This window comes from Streptomyces sp. NPDC051555 (genome assembly GCF_044454405.1).
Lineage (GTDB): Bacteria > Actinomycetota > Actinomycetes > Streptomycetales > Streptomycetaceae > Streptomyces.
In genome coordinates, this window is sequence record NZ_JBITDP010000020.1 from 64440 (window position 1) to 82714 (window position 18275).

The following is an 18275-nucleotide window of genomic DNA, read 5'->3' on the forward strand; positions in this document are numbered from 1 at the left end:
CTCCGCCACATCGCCTCATGGTTCAGTCAATCAGCGTCTGTTTTCGGTCATCCAGGTAACGGCGTGATCGACGGCATCAGGAATCCCGAAGATCTTGACCGAGGCCCCTCCCAGCTGCCCCTCGCGCACCTTGGACGAGGGAAAGTCCCGGCCGATCTCCGCGAAATCACTGTCGTCGAGCGCGACGTCCTCGTATGCCGTCCACTCCTCCCCCTGCCGCCGCCCCGGAAGGTTCACCTTCACCACACACGCGTACATGCGCAAGGGGGGCTTCGGAATTCGATACTCCGCGAGATGGAAAGCACTGCAAACGGAAAATCCCACATTGATCATGAGTACCTGCCCCCCCTCCCGGCACAGCGTTCCCAGCGGCGAATCCTCTCCTAAATGGCAGGCCAACCGATGACCGGCGGCGAACCGCCGGGCACCGTGCCCCAGCACCGCGAAAGAGGTCTGCGGATGGCCGCTGCGCGCGGCCCCCGGCGCGGTGCGCACCGCCTCCGCGAAGACGCCCATGTCCTCGCTCGGGGTGCGCACCGGATCGAAGCCGGGCATCCGGGCCCGGAAGGCCCGCAGCTCGGCCCCGTCCATGCCCGCGGTCCGGGCCAGGTGGGTGGTGGAGGTGCGGGAGTTGGAGGTGGTGAAGGCGGGCGCCACCAGGGTGCCCCGGGGACCGAGCACCTCCACCAGGGCCGCCAGCAGCCGCTCGGCGCGCAGACCGGTGCCGCCCAGCGAGGCGTGCACCAGGAGCCGACCCCCCGGCCGCACCCCGAGCAGCCGCAGCCGCGCGGCGAGCGCGGCCGTACTGGGCGGGGCGAGGAGCGGGGCCGGCCCGCCGCTCACGCGTCGACCGCCTTGGCTTCCCAGCGCAGCTCCTCGACCAGCCGCTTGCCGGTACTGGTCAGCTCGGCCGCGCCCGCGAGCCGGTCCAGCGCCCGGTGGATCCGGTCCGTGCCCGCCGGGTGGTACGGCTCGGTGGCCCGCCGGTACGCCTCCACCGCGACCCGCTCGTGCACGTCCGCCAGCAGCCGGGACACCGGAACCGGCCGCTCCCGCCAGGGCGAGGGGTGCTCCCAGGCCCCGTCCAGCGCGTACAGGTCGGCCACCTCGGTCAGCGCCCGCAGCCGGGCCCGCCGCTGCCCGGTGAGCAGGGCCAGGGCGGTCTCGCCGACCCCGGCCGCATAGGGCAGGCCCAGGGCGCCGGGGCCGTGCCGGCCCGCCTCGCCCCAGCCGACCGCCCGCGGGCCGCCGGCCAGCGGGGTCAGGGTGGTCAGCCCGGCCGCGGCCGCCCGCGCGAACTCCGGCACCGCCCGGTGCAGCAGCGCCCAGGCCGCCCCCAGCCGCTCCCGCCACTCCTCGGCCTCCCCGGCGCCCAGGCGCAGCCGCGGGGGACGGGCGAAGCAGGTGCGGTACGGGTCCAGGTCGTCCAGTGCCACGGCCGGGCCCCGCGGTCCCGGGGACCAGGACCGTACGGGCTGCCAGCGCGCGTCCCCGGCGGCCGGGCCGAAGCGGTGCCCGGAGCGGCCGTCGTGGGCCGCGTAGCCGTCCTCGGTGGCCCGCAGCGAGGCGCGGCCGTCCGTGCCGGGCTCCCCGAGCCGCAGCAGCCCCAGCGTCGGCAGGTACACCTCGCCGTCCCGGTAGCCCACCTCGGCGGGCAGGTCCAGGCGGCCCCGCAGCACGGCGGCGGCGGCCAGCGCGGCCAGCCGCAGCGCGGCCTCCGGCCCGTCCGGGCGCCCCTCCTGCGCCGCGTCCAGGGCCGCCAGCACCCAGGTCCGGGTGTAGGGGTGCGCCAGTACGACGTCCAGCGCGTCCGCGCCCGCCCCGCCCGCGCCCTCCACCGCGCCCAGCAGCTCCCAGGCGTGCGCCCAGGCGGCCCCGCCCCCCGCGCGGGGGGCGAACTCGGTCAGCTCGGCGTGCAAGCGGGCGAGCAGCACCCGGGTCAACTGGTGTTGGGAGGCGGCCAGTTCCGCGGGGTCGGTCAGCTCGACGGCGGTCGCCTCGGCGGCGGTGCGCCCCTCGACCCCGTCGATCAGTTCCCGCAGGTCGGCGCAGTAGACGGAGGGGTTGGCGAAGTCGCTTCCGGGGCGGTAGCGGTGGGTGTAGAGCCCGCCGCCGCACGAACGTACGACGGGGCAGCCGCGGCACGTGTCGCTGACGCCCTCCAGACCGAGCTGCCGGGCCCGCACCCCGGGATGGGCGGCGACCTGGTCGAAGGTGTGGGAGAAGACGTCGAAGCCGGTGGCGGCGGCGCCCTCGTAGGCGCTCTTGAGGGAGTCCACCTGCTCCAGGGACCCGTCCGTCTCCACGACCACCAGGTCGGTCGGGGCCAGGCCCAGGGACTCGGTCAGGCTGGGGCCGCCGCGCAGGGTGCTGGCGAGCGACTCGAAGATGCGCACGGGCACGGGCCGCCCGAGCCGGTCCCAATGGTCGAAGACGCGCAGCAGCCAGCGGGCGTACGCGTCGGGCGCGCCGTCGGGGCGGGGCGGGGGCGTCTCCCAGGTGGCGTGCGGGAGCAGGAAGTCCACGCGCGGGGGTTCGAGGGCGACGAGGGCGTCGAGCACGGCGACCGGGTCGTTGGCCACGTCCACCGTGCAGAGCAGGCCCTGGTAGAGGTGCCGGTAGGGAGCCGAGCGGAGCAGTTCCACGGCGGCGAGGACGAGCGGGTGGCTGGTGCGGCCGTCCGCGAAGCGGCGGTGGCGGTCGTTGGCCGCGCGGTCGCCGTCCAGGGAAATGCCGACCCGGACGCCGAATTCGGCGAAGAGGTCGAGGTGGCGGGCGCTGAGCTGGAGGCCGTTGGTGTGGATGCGCAGGTCCAGCGCGGCGATCGTGGCGAGGGCCCGGGTGAACTCCTCGCACACCAGGCGCAGTCGCTCGGGTCCGGCCAGCAGGGGTTCCCCTCCGTGGAGAATCACCGTGACGGAGGGGAGTGCATGATCACGGGCATGTTCGGCGAGCCGCGACGCGGTATGGGAAATGACCTCGGGGGAGATCACTTTCGGCCGGGCTCGCCAGCTCTGATCTGCGTGTTCATAGACATAGCAATGATCACAAGCGAGATCGCATCTGCTGTGAACCTTGAGGACGATCTCGCGAAAAGCGATCAGGCCGGTCATTCCACCAGTCTAGAGCGCCTACTTCTCGGTCAGAGCGCAGAGTTGAAGATCGGTGCCTGAACCGTGCGACCGGATTCTTCGCGCAGGACGCGTCCGAGCGCGGCGGCGGAAGACGCGCTGCGGACGTCGATCTGGGCGAGGGGGACCCGGTGGGCCTTGACCGTGCTGGTCGCGGGGGTTGCGGAAGTGTTCACGACACCGTCCTTGAGGGGGCCATGTGAAATGGGCGGGGGATTGACAAGAGCGTCACGCTCGTGTCATGCGTGGACTTTACTAGTCCACGTCCTATTGGCAACCGAGACATGACGCCAGGTCAAGCGTTCTATAGAAAGAGTGACGCAATTCCTCTGCCCGCCGCCCGCAGGCCCCCTCGTGTTCGCCGTCAGGCGGGCCGTTGGTGCTGTTCGGGCGGGTCGGGGAGATCGCGCAGCAGCCAGGTGAGGATCTCCGGCAGGGCGCGCAGGGCCGCGAAGTGCGCGGCCGCGGGATCGATGGTGGCGGTGGCGCCGGGGATCCGCTCGGCCAGCCAGCGCGAGTGCCCGACGGGGGAGAAGACGTCCTGCTCCCCGTGCCAGATCATGACCGGGCAGCGGATGTCGGCGGGCTCGAACCCCCAGGGGCTGCACAGCGCGAGGGCGTCGTCGATCCAGCCGTCCGCCGAATTGCGCAGCCCTTCACGGAAGTTGCGCAGCAGCATCGAGCGCAGGCCGGCGTCAGCGACGATCATCCGGTCGTTGTCGGTGAGTTCGATGCGCAGCTCCTCCAGGAGTCGCCCCGGGTCCTTGCCGATGGCCGCGGCCCGCGGGGTGAGCCGGGCCGCCAGCTCCTCGGGGTCGGCCGACGCGGTGGTGTACTCGCGCACGTTCGAGGCGGTCATGCCGTCGAACCAGTCGAGCCCGTCCGCGTCCCAGGGCGCGAGGCCCACCAGGGCCGCCGTCCGGGTGACCCGCTCGGGCAGCAGGGCCGCGCAGGCCAGGGCGTGCGGGGCGCCGCCGGAGCGGCCGGCCACGGCGAACCGCTCCAGGCCGAGGGCGTCGGCGATGGTGGCCACGTCCTGGACGGCGTCGGCGACCGAGCGCCCGCGCAGCCGGTCGGAGTCCCCGTAGCCGGGGCGGTCGTAGGCGATGATCTGGATCCGGCGCTGGTAGAGCACCATGCCCCGGGGGGCCGGGCCCAGTCTGCTGCCCGGGGTGCCGTGCAGCAGGAAGACCGGTCTGCCGCGGGGGTCGCCGAAGCGCTCCACCATCAGTTGCCGTCCGTCCGCGGTGCGCACCCGATTGTGCACGCGTCCCTCCTTCACGGTCGACGGCGAAGCCGTCCTGGTGATTGTGCTCGCTGGGGGAGGAGCGCGGTAGGGCGCACTCTCTCCGAAATTCTTGTGAAAGTTTTCACAAGCGCACAGGGGTCTTTGGTCCCCTGGCATATCCGCAGGTCAGATGCCATGTCGAGGGGGAGTGAACGGTGGTGAACGGCCCTTCGACCCCCACTGTGGGGGCTTTTTCGGCGCCGCTGCTTCCGCTTTTGGGTGTCGAATTGGGACATCAGGAAAACGGGTCGCAAAGAAGGAGTTCCTGCCATGCAGGCCAACGAGATGGTGGACGCGCTCGTCCAGGGGGCGCTCACGGCGCTCGACCAGTTCGAGGGTTTCGACCAGGAGCAGGTCGACCACATAGTCAAGAAGGCCTCCCTGGCGGCCCTGAGCAGCCACGGAGAGCTGGCCGAGCTGGCGGTCGAGGAGACCGGTCGCGGCATCTTCGAGGACAAGGCGGTCAAGAACCTCTTCGCCTGCGAGCACGTCGTGAACTCGATGCGCGGTCTGAAGACCGCCGGTGTCATCCGCCGCGACGAGCTCAACGGCATCACCGAGATCGCCGAACCGGTCGGCGTCGTCTGCGCGATGACCCCGGTCACCAACCCGACCTCGACCACGATCTTCAAGGCGCTGATCGCATTGAAGACCCGCAACCCGATCATCTTCGCCTTCCACCCCTCCGCGCAGAACTGCTCCGCCGAGGCCGCCCGCATCGTGCGGGACGCCGCCGTCGCCGCGGGCGCTCCGGAGAACTGCGTGCAGTGGGTCACCGCCCCCTCCATGGAGGCCACCGGCGCCCTCATGAACCACCCGGGCGTCTCCACCATCCTGGCCACCGGCGGCAACGCGATGGTCAAGGCCGCCTACTCCTGCGGCAAGCCCGCTCTGGGCGTCGGCGCGGGCAACGTCCCGGCGTACGTCCACAAGAGCGCCAAGCTGGCCCGCGCGGTCCACGACATCGTGCTCTCCAAGGCCTTCGACAACGGCATGATCTGCGCCTCCGAGCAGGCCGTCATCCTCGACCAGGAGATCTACGAGAAGGGCCTGGCCGAGTTCAAGCGGCTCGACGTCCACGTCGTCTCGGCCGCCGAGAAGACGAAGCTGGAGCAGTTCATCTTCGGCACGACCGCCTACGCCGCGGACGCCTCCGGAGCCAAGCTGAACCCCGCGGTCGTCGGCAAGTCGCCGCAGTGGATCGCCGAACAGGCCGGATTCGAGGTCTCCCCGCAGACCTCCATCCTGCTCGCCGAGTGCAACGAGGTCGGTGAGAACGAGCCGTTGACCCGCGAGAAGCTCTCCCCGGTACTGGCCGCCCTGAAGGCGAATGACACCGAGCACGGCCTCGAGCTCGCCGCCGCCATGGTCGAGTTCCACGGTCTGGGCCACAGCGCGGCCATCCACGCCGAGGACGAGGCCCTTGTCGAGGAGTTCGGCAAGCGCGTCAAGGCCATCCGCGTCATCGCCAACTCCCCCTCCACCTTCGGCGGCATCGGCGACGTCTACAACGCCTTCCTGCCCTCACTGACCCTCGGCTGCGGCTCCTACGGCCACAACTCGGTGTCCAACAACGTCACCGCGGTCAACCTGATCAACATCAAGCGGATCGGACGGCGCAACAACAACATGCAGTGGTTCAAGGTCCCGCCGAAGATCTACTTCGAGCGCAACTCCATCCGTTACCTCGGTGAGATGGACGGCATCGGCCGTGTCTCGATCGTCACCGACAAGACGATGGTCGCCCTGGGCTTCGTGCAGAGGGTCACCGACATCCTGCAGGCCCGCGAGGGTGCGGTCGCCATCCAGGTCATCGACAACGTCGAGCCCAACCCGGAGCTGTCGACCGTCCAGGCCGGCGCCGCGATGATGCGCGACTTCAAGCCCGACACGATCATCGGCCTCGGCGGCGGTTCGCCGATGGACGCCGCGAAGATCATGTGGCTGATGTACGAGCGCCCCGAGGTCGAGTTCGCCGACACGAAGGAGAAGTTCTTCGACGTCCGCAAGCGCGCCTACACGTTCCCCTCGCTCGGCGAGAAGGCCAAGATGGTCGCCATCCCGACCACCTCCGGCACCGGCTCCGAAGTCACCCCCTTCGCCGTCATCTCCGACCCGGCCGCGGCCCAGAAGTACCCGCTCGCCGACTACGCGCTGACCCCGAACGTCGCCATCGTCGACCCGGTCCTGCCGATGGGCCTGCCGGCCACGGTGACCGCCGACTCCGGCTTCGACGCCCTGACGCACGCCACCGAGGCCTACGTCTCCGCCTACTCCAACGACTACACCGACGGCCTGTGCCTCCAGGCCATCAAGCTCGTCTTCGAGAACCTCGAACGCTGCGTCCTGGACGGGCCCAACGACCCCGAGGCCCGCGAGAAGATGCACAACGCCTCCACGGTGGCGGGCATGGCCTTCGCCAACGCCTTCCTCGGCCTGGTCCACGCCATGGCGCACACCCTGGGCAACACCTTCCACGTCGCCCACGGCCGCACCAACGCGCTGCTCCTGCCGCACGTGATCCGGCACAACGGCACGGTCTCGCACAAGGCCACCCCGTGGCCGAAGGCCGAGGTCTACCGGGCCCCCGAGCGGTTCCAGGAGATCGCGAGGATGCTGGGCCTGGCGGCCGCCACCCCGGCCGAGGGCGTCGAGTCCTACGCCAGGGCCGTCGAGGAGCTGCGCGCCAAGTGCGGGATCCCCGCCTCCTTCGCCGAGGAGGGCGTGGACGAGCAGGCCTTCATCGAGGCCCTGCCGACCCAGGCCATGAACGCCTACGCCGACCAGTGCGCCCCCGCCAACCCGCGGATGCCGATGATCGGAGACATGAAGCAGCTCATGCGCCAGGCGTACTACGGCACCACCGACGGCGCCCCGGCCAAGGCCCCGAAGGCCGCCAAGAAGAAGTAGCGACCGCGGCGCGGGCCGCAGGACCGCAGGAGCCCGCTCGGGGCGGCACCGCCCGGGCGGGCTCCCGCGCGTCCGCGGCCTGGCGGTGGGGCGAGGCTCAGATCCGTCGCAGGTGCTCCGTGAACAGGGCACGGGCCCGGTCGACGTCCTCCGGGGCGAGGGCCCCGCGCTTGGGCAGGACGAAGAAGTACCCCATGCTCCCGGTGAGGACGAACAGCTCGTCGGTCTCGAACCACCAGGGGTAGCCGTGCCAGTCGGTGACCTCGCCCGCCGCGGTCCCGACGGCCCCGTCCGCCCCGGTGACGGTCAGGCCGTCCTCGGTGAGCGTGGTGCGGATGGCGCCGCGGGCCGCGTCGGCCTCGTACAGCCGGTTCATCCGGAACCTGCGGTGCCACTGCCGGACGGCGAGCGGGGCGACGAGGACGGCCGCGCCCAGGACGACCCAGCCGGTCGTGCCCAGGCCCCAGAGCGCGACGCGGACGCCCCCGGCCAGGGCTCCGGCCAGGGCGGGGAGCAGCAGCGAGGCGGTGCGGCCCGGCCAGGTGTCGAGGGTGAACCGCCACAGGGCCCGGCCGTAGTCCGCGGCCTCGGGGGTGTACGCGAACCGGGCGGTGCGCGAGGCGGTGTTCCCGGCCTGCGTGGCGTGATTCATGTCCATGACAGCGGAGGGTACGACACCCCCGGAGCGGAGCGCCGACGGCCCCGGATCAGCGCTGCGGCCAGTACCAGAGCGGCTCGTCCAGCGGGCCCTCGCGGCCCGCCACCTCCGTCTGGCCGAAGTCCTTGAACAGGGTGAGCGTCCGCAGGTCCACCCGGTGGCGGCGGCTGCCCGCGGCGAGCGCCTCGGCCAGCGGATCGGCGTGGGTGACCACCACGGTCTGGGTCTCCCGGCTCGCGGTGAGGATCAGGTCCGCCAGGGGGGCCAGCAGGTCCGGGTGCAGGCTGGTCTCCGGCTCGTTGAGGACCATCAGCGCGGGCGGGCGGGGGGTCAGCAGGGCCGCCGTCCACAGCAGGTAGCGCAGCGTTCCGTCGGAGAGTTCGGCGGCGCCCAGCGGGCGCAGCAGCCCGTGCTGGTGCAGCTCCAGCTCGAAGCGCCCGTCCCGCTCCCGGACCCCCACCCGGGTGCCCGGGAAGGCCGCCGCCACGGCCTCGTCCAGCGCCGCCGCGTCGCCCACCTCCCGGATGGTCTGGAGCGCGGCGGGCAGGTCGGACCCGTCGCCGCCGAGCACGGGCGTGCGCGTGCCGATCCGCGGGGTGCGGGCGGGGGCCGCCGCGTCGGTGCGGACGTGGTCGTAGAACCGCCAGGACCGGATCAGCTCGCGCAGGGCGAGCAGGTCGGGCGCCGACTGCGGGTCCGCGAGCTCGCTCAGCATGGAGTCGTACGGCCGCAGCGCCCCCTGGGTGCGGTGCCAGCCGCCGTCCGCCGTGCGGGTGCGCACGGCGGGCCCCGAACGGTCCGACAGCAGGGCGGCGGGGCGCAGCACCGGCCCGGCCCAGGTGCACTCCCGCTTGACCTCGGGGTCCAGGCCGAAGAGGGAGTCCGGTACGGGCGTCGGGTGGCCGAAGTCCACGGCGTACCCGAACTCGTCCCCGGCGAAGCCCAGGCGCAGGCTCACCGGTGCGGAGCGGACGGTGGGTTGGACGGCGTAGCGCCCCTCCCGGACCGCCCGCCCGGTCTTCTCCGGTCCCGCCCACAGGGTCGAGGGCAGCCCGCCCTCCCGGGCCAGCGCCGCGACCGCGCCGCCGCGCGCGGAGTCGGCGAGCAGCCGCAGGGAGCGGTAGAGGCTGGACTTGCCCGTCCCGTTGGCCCCCGTCACGACGGTGAGGCGGCCGAGCGGCACGATCAGACGGCGCAGGGAGCGGTAGTTCTCGACGGCCAGTGTGGTGATCATCCTTCGATCCTCGCGGACGTCCGGAGCCGCCCGGTTCGCCCGGTTCGCCCGGTCACGTCTCGGGGTGCTCCTCGGGGGCCAGGAAGCGGCCCATGGGCAGCACCGGGCGGCCCCAGGTGCTCGCGAGGATCTGCCCGGCGAGCAGGTACAGGGCGCCGAGCGAGGCGAGCAGGCCCGCCCAGCCGGTGATCCGGTTCCAGATCACCTCACCGGTGAACCCGTTGACCGTCATGGCGATGAAGACGACGAGCACGCAGGTGAAGGTCGACAGCAACACCAGGTGGATCCGCCAACTGCCGAGCCACAGCACGAACACCACGAACACCCAGGGCAGGGTGAACAGTCCGCTGACGTCCCCGCGCAGCGCGGGGTCGGTCGCGGGCAGCACCCACTGGAGCAGGCAGGCCTTGGCCATCCAGAAGAGGCCGAAGCCGCCGAACACGGTGGCGTGCCAGGTGTCGCCGCGCTGCGCCTGGAAGAGGCCGGCCAGCAGCTGGGCGAGCCCGCCGATGAAGAAGCCGACCAGCGGCAGCACGGAGTGGGCGAGCTTCTCGGGGAAGACGCCCGCGTCGATGCCGGTGGCGATGGTGGTGACCACGATGAAGCCGGTCAGGCCGAGCGCGCCGAGCTGCGCCTGGGCGCTCGGCTCCATCCGCTTGACGGAGGCGGACTGGGCCACCGGCCCCTGGCGGTTCCACAGGGCGCGGCCGGCCGGGTCGTGGGGCGGGCCGCTCGTCGGGTCGTTCACCGGCCGGCCCCTTCGGCGGGGTCGGGGCCGGTTTCGAGGTCGGGTGCGGGGTCGGGCAGGCCGCTGCCCACGGCCGCTCCCGGGCGCCCCTTGTGGAAGATCGCGCAGGCCAGGGTCACCGCGGAGCCGAGCACGGCCCAGCCCGCCAGGACCAGCATCGAGGGGGCCATGTCATTGCCCTTGAAGTACGCGATGGAGCGGGCGGCGTAGGTGCCCGCGCCCGGTGGCAGGGCGGGGCCGATGGCCTTCCAGAACGGCGGCAGCAGCGGGTACGGATAGGCGCCGCCCGCGCTCGGGTTGCCGAAGACGACCACCAGCAGGATCGCCAGGCCGATGCCGACGACGCCCGCCAGCCCCTGGAAGGCCAGGGTGATCGCGCCGACCGCGAAGACGACCAGCGTGCCCAGCCCCCAGAGGCCGAGGATGCTGCCGGGCAGCGCGTCCAGGACGGGACCCGCGATCACCGCGCCGAGCAGTCCGGCGGCGATGGAGTACAGCAGCAGCGCACCGAGCCGGATGACCGCGCGGGCGGAGTTGGCGGGCCGTGCGCCGGCGCTGATCGCGAGGATCGCGGCGCACAGGTAGCCGCCCACGCACCAGCCGACGACGAGGTAGAAGGAGCTGAGGCCGCGCCCGTCGCCCGCGGCGGAGGGGGCCACGTCGACGATCCGGACCGTGCGGCCCTGGGCCTTCTCGGTCAGTCCGACGACCTGTTCGAGGGCCTGGGAGAGCGCCGCCCCGGAGCCGCCCGCGACGAGCAGCCGGTCGGTGGTGCCGCCGGGGTCGACGATCAGGGCGCCGTCCACCTCCCGGTTCTTGATCTGGCGCAGGGCGGTGGCCTCGTCCTTGACCGCGCGGGGGTCGAGGGGCTTGCCGGGCAGCTCACCGAGCTGTTTCACGGACCGCTCGGTGAGCTGGGCGACCGGGGTGGTGACCGCCAGTGGGATCTCGCTCGGCTGGGGGTGGTGGAAGGCGCCGATGTAGGAGGTGATGAAGGCGAGCTGGAGCGCCAGCACCCCCAGGACCAGCAGGGCTGCCCGGGCGGTCACGGCGTCCTTGACCTCGGCGAGGAAGCCGCCGGAGGGGCCGGTGGCGCTGCCCGAGGGGCCTGCTGCGGTATCGGTGGGCCGGTTCATGCCCTCACGCTCGACCGGGTGGGGACCGGGCGCAGCAGGGGTGGGCCGAACGGATGAAGGGGCCGGTCCGGCCGCACCCGAGAGGTCGAACACGTGTTTCGCACGAACATTCGAATTGCTCTATGGTGGAGACGGGGGAGGGTGAAGGAGTGTCGGGCGCAACGAGCGAAGCAGGAGGCCGCGGATGCCTGGTTTCACGCATCTGCACACCGTTTCGGGGTTCTCCGCGCGCTACGGCGCCTCGCACCCCGAGCGGCTGGCGGAGCGCGCCGCGGAGCGGGGCATGGACGCCCTCGCGCTCACCGACCGCGACACCCTCGCGGGTGCGGTGCGGTTCCTGAAGGCGTGCGAGAAGGCCGGGATCCGGCCGCTGTTCGGCGTCGGACTGGCGGTGGCCCCGGCCCCCGCCGCCGGCTCCGGGTCCCGTCCCGCCTCCGGCCGCGGCGGCCAGCTCTCGCACCGGCTCCGCACGCCCGTCACCCCCGTCAAAGGGGGAGCCTTCATCGACGAATCCGCCACCCGGGCGCTCTTCCTCGCCCGGGACGGAGCCGCGGGCTGGGCCGAGCTGTGCCGGATGATCAGCGCCGCCCATGCCCGCCCCCGGGGCGGCGGCGGGGGCTCCCCGCTGCTGCCCTGGGACGCCCTGCACGGCGCGGGCGGCGTGTACGTCCTGCTCGGCCCCGACTCCGAGGTGGGCCGCGCGCTCGCCGCGGGCCGCCCCGACCGGGCCGCCCGACTGCTCGCCCCCTGGCGCGAGCGCTACGGCGACGACCTGCGCCTGGAGGCCGTGGACCACGGCCGCGGCGGCGCCCGGGCGGGCACCGGCCCCGGCTCGCTGCGCCTCGCCGCCCGCACCGTCGGCTTCGCCGCCGACCAGGGTGTGCGGGTCGTGCTCAGCAATGCCGTGCGCTACGCCGACCAGGGCCAGGGCCGGGTCGCCGACGTCCTGGACGCGGCCCGCCGGCTCGTCCCGGTCGACCCCCGGCGCGGCCTCGACAGCGGGGAGCGCTGGCTCAAGGATCCCGCCACCATGGCCGAGGCCGCCGAGCGCATCGCGCTCGCGGCCGGTCTGGGTCCCTCCGGCGCCCGCGACCTGCTGGCCGAGACCCGTGCCACCGCCGAAGCCTGCGTGGTCGACCCCGCGGACGACCTCGGCATCGGCGAGGTGCACTTCCCCGAGCCCCGGCTCGTCGGCGCCGCCCACCGCACCGCCCAGCGGGTGCTCGCCTCCCGCTGCGCGGCGGGCATGGTGCTGCGCGGGCACGCGGACGACCCGGTGTACCAGGAGCGGGTGCGCCGCGAGCTGGACATCATCGCCCACCACGGCTTCGCCTCGTACTTCCTGACGGTCGCTCAAGTGGTGGACGACGTACGGGACATGGGCATCCGGGTGGCCGCGCGCGGCTCCGGCGCGGGCTCGCTGGTCAACCACCTCCTCGGCATCGCGCACGCCGACCCGGTCGAGCACGGGCTGCTGATGGAGCGCTTCCTGTCCAAGCGCCGCCGGGTCCTGCCCGACATCGACATCGACGTGGAGTCCGCGCGCCGCCTGGAGGTCTACCGCGCGATCATCGACCGCTTCGGCACCGAACGGGTCGCCACCGTCGCCATGCCCGAGACCTACCGGGTCCGCCACGCCATCCGCGACGTGGGCGCCGCCCTGTCCATGGACCCCGCCGAGACCGACCGGCTCGCCAAGGCGTTCCCGCACGTCCGGGCCCGCGACGCCCGCGCGGCCCTCGCCGAGCTGCCCGAGCTGCGCGACGTGCGCGAACGGCAGGAGCGGGGCGGGGCGCACGGGCTGTTCTGGGAGCTGGTCGAGGCGCTGGACGCGCTGCCGCGCGGGGTCGCCATGCACCCGTGCGGAGTGCTGCTCTCCGACGCCTCGCTGCTCGCGCGCACGCCGGTGGTCCCCACCAGCGGCGAGGTCCCCCTGGGCGCCGCGGGCCCGGGGAGCGCCCCGCTGCCGATGTCCCAGTTCGACAAGGAGGACGTGGAGGACCTCGGGCTGCTCAAGCTCGACGTGCTCGGGGTGCGGATGCAGTCGGCGATGGCGCACGCCGTCGCCGAGATCCGGCGCGGTACGGGGCGGGAGCTGGACCTGGACGACCCGGCGCAGGTGCCGCCGGGCGACGGGGCGACGTACGAACTGATCCGCTCCGCCGAGACGTTGGGCTGCTTCCAGATCGAATCGCCCGGCCAGCGCGACCTGGTGGGACGGCTCCAGCCCGCCACCTTCCACGACCTCGTCGTGGACATCTCGCTCTTCCGTCCCGGCCCGGTCGCCGCCGACATGGTGCGCCCCTTCATCGAGGCCCGGCACGGGCGGGCGCCGGTCCGCTTCCCGCACGAGGACCTGGCGCCGCCGCTGCGCGAGACCTACGGGGTCGTCGTCTTCCACGAGCAGATCATCGAGATCGTCGACATCATGACCCGCTGCGGGCGGGACGAGGCCGACCGGGTGCGGCGCGGGCTGTCCGACCCGGATTCGCAGGCCCGGATCAAGGTGTGGTTCGCGGCCCGGGCCGCCGAGTTCGGCTATGCGCCCGAGGTGATCGCCCGGACCTGGGAGATCGTCGCGGCCTTCGGCTCGTACGGCTTCTGCAAGGCGCACGCGGTGGCCTTCGCCGTGCCGACCTACCAGTCCGCCTGGCTCAAGGCGCACCACCCGGCCGCCTTCTACGCCGGGCTGCTCACCCACGACCCCGGCATGTACCCCAAGCGGCTGCTGCTCGCGGACGCGCGGCGGCGCGGGGTGCCGGTGCTGCCGCTGGACGTGAACCGGTCCGCGGTCACCCATCGCATCGAACTGGTGTCCGATGATCCGGTCGGTGCGCAGCGCTGGGGGCTGCGGCTCGCGCTCCTCGACGTGCACGGCATCAGCGAGAGCGAATCCGCGCGGATCGAGACCGGGCAGCCCTACGGCTCCCTGCGCGACTTCTGGGACCGGGCCCGACCGAGCCGGCCGGTGGCCGAACGGCTCGCGCAGGTCGGCGCGTTGGACGCCTTCGGCGCCAACCGCCGCGACCTGCTGCTGCACCTGTCCGAACTGCACGGCGCGCAGCGGGCGAAGGGGGCTCACGGACCACAACTCCCGCTGGACGGCGGGCGGTCCACGGCCTCCGTCGGCCTGCCCGACCTGGACGACGCCGAGCGGCTCAGCGCCGAACTCGGCGTCCTGGGCATGGACGCCTCCCGCCACCTGATGGGGGACCACCGCGCCTTCCTGGCCGAGCTGGGCGTGGTCACGGCCCGCGCCCTGCGCACGGCCGCCCACGGCCAGACCGTCCTGGTCGCGGGTGCCAAGGCGGCCACCCAGACCCCGCCGATCCGCTCCGGCAAGCGGGTCATCTTCACCACCCTGGACGACGGCAGCGGCCTGGTCGACCTCGCCTTCTTCGACGACAGCCACGCGGCGTGCGCGCACACCGTCTTCCACTCCTTCCTGCTGCTGGTGCGCGGAGTGGTCCAGCGGCGCGGCCCGCAGAGCCTGAGCGTGGTCGGCGCGGCCGCCTGGAACCTGGCCGAGCTGGCCGAACTGCGCTCCACGGGCGGCCTGGAGGCGGTCGCGGCCCGACTGGCGGAACCGGCCGCACCGGCCGAACCTGCTGCTCCGGCCGCACCGGCCGTGCCGCCGGAGCAGGCCGTGTCGGGCCCGGGGCGGACGATCCGACTGGCGACGGGGTACGAGCTGAACCCTTGGGCCGACCTCCAGCCGCCGGGCACCGGCCCCGCCACGGGCCGCAAGCTCTGGCACTCCAGCCCGGGGAGCGCGGGATGAGCGCGGGGCCGGAGGCGGGGTCGGACGCGGGTGCGGGGTCGGACGCGGGCCCGGGCGCGGCCGTGCTCGGCGGGGGCGCCGCGCCGGTGCTGTGCCTGCGCTTTCGCCGGGTCGACGGCGTCCCGCTGGACGCGGACACCCACGCCGGCCTGCTCGGCCTGCTCGGGGCCCTCACCCCGGTGGTCCAGCCGCTCCCGCCCGACGGCGCCCTCGCCGACCTCCGGGGCGCGCTGCGCTACTTCGGGCGGGACACGGCGGACCTGGCCGCGGTGATCCGGGTGCGCGCCCTCGCCCTGTACGGGGCCGAGTGCGCCATCGGCGCCGCCGGGAACCCGATGCTGGCCGCGATGGCGGCCCGCGGGGCCGGCCCCGGGCGCACCGTGGTGGTCCCGGACGAGCCCGCCGCCGTACGGGAGTTCCTGGCCGGCCGGCCCGTCGCGGCCCTGACCGGGGTGGGCCGGGGGGCCGCCCGGAGGCTCTGCTCCTACGGCCTCGACACCGTCGGCCGGCTCGCGGCCGCCCCGCCCGCGACCCTGCGGCGGATCCTGGGGCCCCGGGTCGGGCGCGAGGTGTACGAGCGGGCCCACGGCATCGACCGGACCCCGGTGCTGCCCGGCGCGGCCGCGCGGTCACTGGCCGCCGAGCGCCCCTTCGACCGGGACGAGCTGGACCCCGTACGCCACCGCCGCGCCCTGCTCTCCCTCGCCGAGGAGCTCGGTGCCCGGCTGCGCGCCGGTGACCAGGTCTGCCGCGCCCTCTCCCTCACCGTGCGCTGCGCCGACCGGACCACCCTGACCCGGACCCGGGTGCTGCCCGAAGCCAGCGCCCACTCGGCCGCCCTGACCGCCACGGCCTACGCCGTGCACGCGGCCCTGGGGCTCCAGCGGGCCCGGGTCCGGGCGCTCTCCCTGCGCGCCGAGGACCTGACCCCGGCCGACCGGGCCGCCCGGCAGCTGACCTTCGACCCCGAGGACGAGAAGGCCCGGCGGCTGGAGGCGGTCACGGACCGGATCCGGGCGCGGTTCGGGCCGGCCGCCATCGCCCGCGGCAGCCTGGCGGCATGACGGGCCCGGCGGCATGACGGCCGGACCGCCGAACCGTTCAAGTGCTGCCCCGTAGAACGCCCGTACGTCATAGGTGAACCGATTCGCCGCGCGACACGCATTCTTTACTGACGCGTAACTTCCAAGTCTTGCTACTCGCCCGTAATTTGGCGGCAGCAGCACCTCCATGTGATCCGGATCACGGGACTTCCCCCGCCGTACCTCCCCTTGCCCCGCCCAGTTCGCGCTGCGCGGATCCCCCTAGGAGATCACTCGATGCTGCCCTGGAGACGACGCCTGCTCCGCCCCCTGGCCGTCCTGGCCCTTGCCGCCGCCGCCCTGGTCCCCACCGGGTCGGCGCAAGCCGCCTCCGCCCCCCACAGCGGATGGAACAACTGGTCCTGCAAGCCGTCCGCCGCGCACCCGCGCCCGGTGGTGCTGGTCCACGGCACCTTCGGCAACTCCGTCGACAACTGGCTCGGGTTCGCCCCGTACCTCGTGGACCGCGGGTACTGCGTCTACTCCCTCGACTACGGCCAGCTGCCCGGGGTGCCCCTCTTCAACGGGCTCGGTCCCATCGACAAGTCCGCCGGCCAGCTCGACGTCTTCGTCGACAAGGTGCTCGCCTCCACCGGCACGGCGAAGACCGACATCGTCGGGCACTCGCAGGGCGGCATGATGCCGAACTACTACCTGAAGTTCCTCGGCGGCGCGGCCAAGGTCAACGCGCTGGTCGGGATCGCCCCCGACAACCACGGGACCACCCTGCTCGGCCTGACCAAGCTGCTGCCCTACTTCCCCGGCGCCGGGGACCTGATCAACTCGGCCACCCCGGGGCTGGCCGACCAGATCGCCGGCTCGCCCTTCCTGACCAAGCTGAACGCGGGCGGCGACACCGTGCCGGGGGTGGCCTACACCGTCATCACGACCCGCTTCGACGAGGTGGTCACCCCCTACCGCAGCCAGTTCCTCGACGGTCCGAACGTCCACAACGTGCTGCTCCAGGACCTGTGCGCGGTCGACCTCTCGGAGCACGTCGCGATCGGCCTCACCGACCGGATCGCCTGGCACGAGGCGGCCAACGCGCTCGACCCGCAGCACGCGCGGCGGACCACCTGCGCGTCGGTCTTCGACTGACGCGCAGGCGGTCCGGGGCGTAGTGGGCGGGCGGTCCGGCGTAGTGGGCGGGCGTCAGCGGCCGTGACGACCGGTGGTGGCCCGGCGACGGGCCACCCCGAAGAGCACGGCAGCGCCCACCGCGAGGGTGCCCGCGCCGGCGATCGCGATCATCGGGGTCGAGCTGTCCCCGCCGGTCTCGGCGAGGTTGCCCGTGGCCGGGGACCCGGCCGCGACCGGAACGGCCGAGGAGCCGTTGGTCTTCGGGTCGTTGTCCCCGTGCCCGGCGTGCTCGACCGTGGACTTGCCCGCGCCGTCCGCGATCTGCTGGTCCGTGGGAGCCTTCGGCCCGGTCGCCGGCCCGCTCGTCGGCCCGGTCGTCGACCCGGAGCCGGGCGCGGTGGATCCGGCGGCCGGCCCGGACGGGTTCGCGGACTGCGCGGGGTCCGCGCCGGGCACGGTGGTGGGGGGCGTGCCGCCGCCCGCGTCGCCCCCATTGCCTCCATTGCCCCCGCTGCCCCCGTTGTCCTTGCCGAAGACCACGTCGGAGCAGGTGTAGAAGGCCTCGGGGCTGTCCGAACGCTGCCAGACGCTGTAGATGAGGTGGCGGCCGGTCTTCTTCGGGACGGTGCCGGAGAAGACGTAGTCACCGCTCTGCATCCCCGGGTCGCCGACCTTCAGGAACGGCGTCGCCTCCAGGTCGGACCACTTCAGCGGCTTCGTCGGGTCGTACGAGTCCTTCGTGACGTACAGCTCGAAGGAGCCCTTGTGCGGAGCGGTGCCCTTGTAGCGGAAGGTGTGGGCGCCGGCCGCCATCGGGCTGGCCGGCCAGTCGGCGCGGGGCAGGTCCAGCCCCTTGTACTTGCTGTTGCCCGCCGAGCACAGCTGCCCGTCCGGGATCAGCTTCTTGCTCTGGCCCGCCGCGTTGGCGATGTTCACCGCGTTCCAGTCGTAGAAGGCCTGCGCGCCGCTCGCCGCGACGGCCGCCTTGCACGCCGCCGACTTGGGGGACTCCGGCCCTTCCGCGTAGCACGCGGCCACCCGGCTGACCGGGTCCGTCATCGAGCCGTGCGCCGCGGCGGGCGCGGCGGCGTACGCGGCCACCGCGAGCGGGGCGAGGCCGAGGGCGGCGATCCGGGCGGCGGTGCGGGTGGCGGCGTGCGGGCGGCGTGCGGGCATGGGCAGAACTCCTCTGAGCGGGGCGTACGGGTGGTACGGGCTGTGCGGCGC

General features: G+C 73.5%; 13 protein-coding genes. 4 read left to right on the top strand and 9 right to left on the bottom strand.

The annotated features are described in order from the left end of the window. Positions 1-30 precede the first annotated feature (30 nt). The 4 genes from ACIBEA_RS32240 to ACIBEA_RS32255 form a co-directional block, all read right to left on the bottom strand. The gene (locus ACIBEA_RS32240; RefSeq protein WP_399266732.1) at positions 31-744 is read right to left on the bottom strand and encodes an AAC(3) family N-acetyltransferase; all 714 of its coding nucleotides are present in this window, start codon (positions 742-744) and stop codon (positions 31-33) included. A 95-nt stretch (positions 745-839) separates the two neighbouring features. Then, the gene (gene fxsBH, locus ACIBEA_RS32245) at positions 840-3113 is read right to left on the bottom strand and encodes a radical SAM/SPASM protein FxsBH, inactivated beta-hydroxylase extension form (RefSeq protein ID WP_399266733.1); all 2274 of its coding nucleotides are present in this window, start codon (positions 3111-3113) and stop codon (positions 840-842) included. Between the two features lie 29 nt (positions 3114-3142). Continuing rightward, entirely contained in the window at positions 3143-3307 is a 165-nt protein-coding gene (gene fxsA / locus ACIBEA_RS32250) for an FxSxx-COOH cyclophane-containing RiPP peptide (protein WP_399266734.1), read from the bottom strand. A 188-nt stretch (positions 3308-3495) separates the two neighbouring features. Then, entirely contained in the window at positions 3496-4398 is a 903-nt protein-coding gene (locus ACIBEA_RS32255; protein ID WP_399266735.1) for an alpha/beta fold hydrolase, read from the bottom strand. A gap of 291 nt (positions 4399-4689) precedes the next feature. On the opposite strand from ACIBEA_RS32255, the gene adhE reads away from it, so the two are divergent. Then, complete coding sequence (gene adhE, locus ACIBEA_RS32260) at positions 4690-7329, top strand: bifunctional acetaldehyde-CoA/alcohol dehydrogenase (protein ID WP_399266736.1); 2640 nt, start codon at positions 4690-4692, stop codon at positions 7327-7329. A 97-nt stretch (positions 7330-7426) separates the two neighbouring features. Here the strand turns inward: adhE and ACIBEA_RS32265 are convergent, their stop codons facing one another. Genes ACIBEA_RS32265 through ACIBEA_RS32280 form a run of 4 tightly spaced genes read right to left on the bottom strand, consistent with a single transcriptional unit; the run spans position 7427 to position 11105 of the window. After that, a complete protein-coding gene (locus ACIBEA_RS32265; protein ID WP_399266737.1) occupies positions 7427-7987 on the bottom strand; it encodes a YcxB family protein in 561 nt (186 codons plus the stop codon). Positions 7988-8036: 49 nt separating this feature from the next. Beyond that, positions 8037-9221, bottom strand: a complete 1185-nt coding sequence (locus ACIBEA_RS32270; RefSeq protein ID WP_399266738.1) for an AAA family ATPase — start codon at positions 9219-9221, stop codon at positions 8037-8039. 52 nt (positions 9222-9273) lie between these two features. Beyond that, positions 9274-9969, bottom strand: coding sequence for an acetate uptake transporter (locus ACIBEA_RS32275; protein ID WP_399266739.1), 696 nt, complete (start codon positions 9967-9969; stop codon positions 9274-9276). Further along, positions 9966-11105, bottom strand: coding sequence for a DUF3533 domain-containing protein (locus ACIBEA_RS32280; protein WP_399266740.1), 1140 nt, complete (start codon positions 11103-11105; stop codon positions 9966-9968). Before ACIBEA_RS32280 ends, ACIBEA_RS32275 begins: the two co-directional genes overlap by 4 nt. Before the next feature lie 184 nt (positions 11106-11289). Between ACIBEA_RS32280 and ACIBEA_RS32285 the strand changes: the two genes are divergently transcribed. The 3 genes from ACIBEA_RS32285 (at position 11290) to ACIBEA_RS32295 (ending at position 17066) form a co-directional block, all read left to right on the top strand. Continuing rightward, on the top strand, positions 11290-14886 hold the full coding sequence (locus ACIBEA_RS32285; protein WP_399266741.1) for a DNA polymerase III subunit alpha: 3597 nt from the start codon (positions 11290-11292) through the stop codon (positions 14884-14886). Then, entirely contained in the window at positions 14883-15950 is a 1068-nt protein-coding gene (locus ACIBEA_RS32290) for a DNA polymerase thumb domain-containing protein (RefSeq protein ID WP_399266742.1), read from the top strand. Before ACIBEA_RS32285 ends, ACIBEA_RS32290 begins: the two co-directional genes overlap by 4 nt. A gap of 255 nt (positions 15951-16205) precedes the next feature. After that, entirely contained in the window at positions 16206-17066 is an 861-nt protein-coding gene (locus ACIBEA_RS32295) for an esterase/lipase family protein (protein ID WP_399266743.1), read from the top strand. Positions 17067-17120: 54 nt separating this feature from the next. On the opposite strand, the gene ACIBEA_RS32300 is transcribed toward ACIBEA_RS32295, so the two are convergent. Next, positions 17121-18224 (bottom strand): lytic polysaccharide monooxygenase, encoded by a 1104-nt coding sequence (locus ACIBEA_RS32300; protein WP_399266744.1) that lies wholly within the window; start codon positions 18222-18224, stop codon positions 17121-17123. Between the last annotated feature and the right edge of the window lie 51 nt (positions 18225-18275).

Excerpts from the sequence above, each read along its gene's own strand:
- fxsBH (WP_399266733.1), bottom strand. The coding sequence starts at position 3,113 with ATGACCGGCCTGATCGCTTTTCGCGAGATCGTCCTCAAGGTTCACAGC.
- adhE (WP_399266736.1), top strand. The coding sequence starts at position 4,690 with ATGCAGGCCAACGAGATGGTGGACGCGCTCGTCCAGGGGGCGCTCACG.
- ACIBEA_RS32265 (WP_399266737.1), bottom strand. The coding sequence starts at position 7,987 with ATGGACATGAATCACGCCACGCAGGCCGGGAACACCGCCTCGCGCACC.
- ACIBEA_RS32270 (WP_399266738.1), bottom strand. The coding sequence starts at position 9,221 with ATGATCACCACACTGGCCGTCGAGAACTACCGCTCCCTGCGCCGTCTG.
- ACIBEA_RS32280 (WP_399266740.1), bottom strand. The coding sequence starts at position 11,105 with ATGAACCGGCCCACCGATACCGCAGCAGGCCCCTCGGGCAGCGCCACC.
- ACIBEA_RS32285 (WP_399266741.1), top strand. The coding sequence starts at position 11,290 with ATGCCTGGTTTCACGCATCTGCACACCGTTTCGGGGTTCTCCGCGCGC.
- ACIBEA_RS32290 (WP_399266742.1), top strand. The coding sequence starts at position 14,883 with ATGAGCGCGGGGCCGGAGGCGGGGTCGGACGCGGGTGCGGGGTCGGAC.
- ACIBEA_RS32295 (WP_399266743.1), top strand. The coding sequence starts at position 16,206 with ATGCTGCCCTGGAGACGACGCCTGCTCCGCCCCCTGGCCGTCCTGGCC.
- ACIBEA_RS32300 (WP_399266744.1), bottom strand. The coding sequence starts at position 18,224 with ATGCCCGCACGCCGCCCGCACGCCGCCACCCGCACCGCCGCCCGGATC.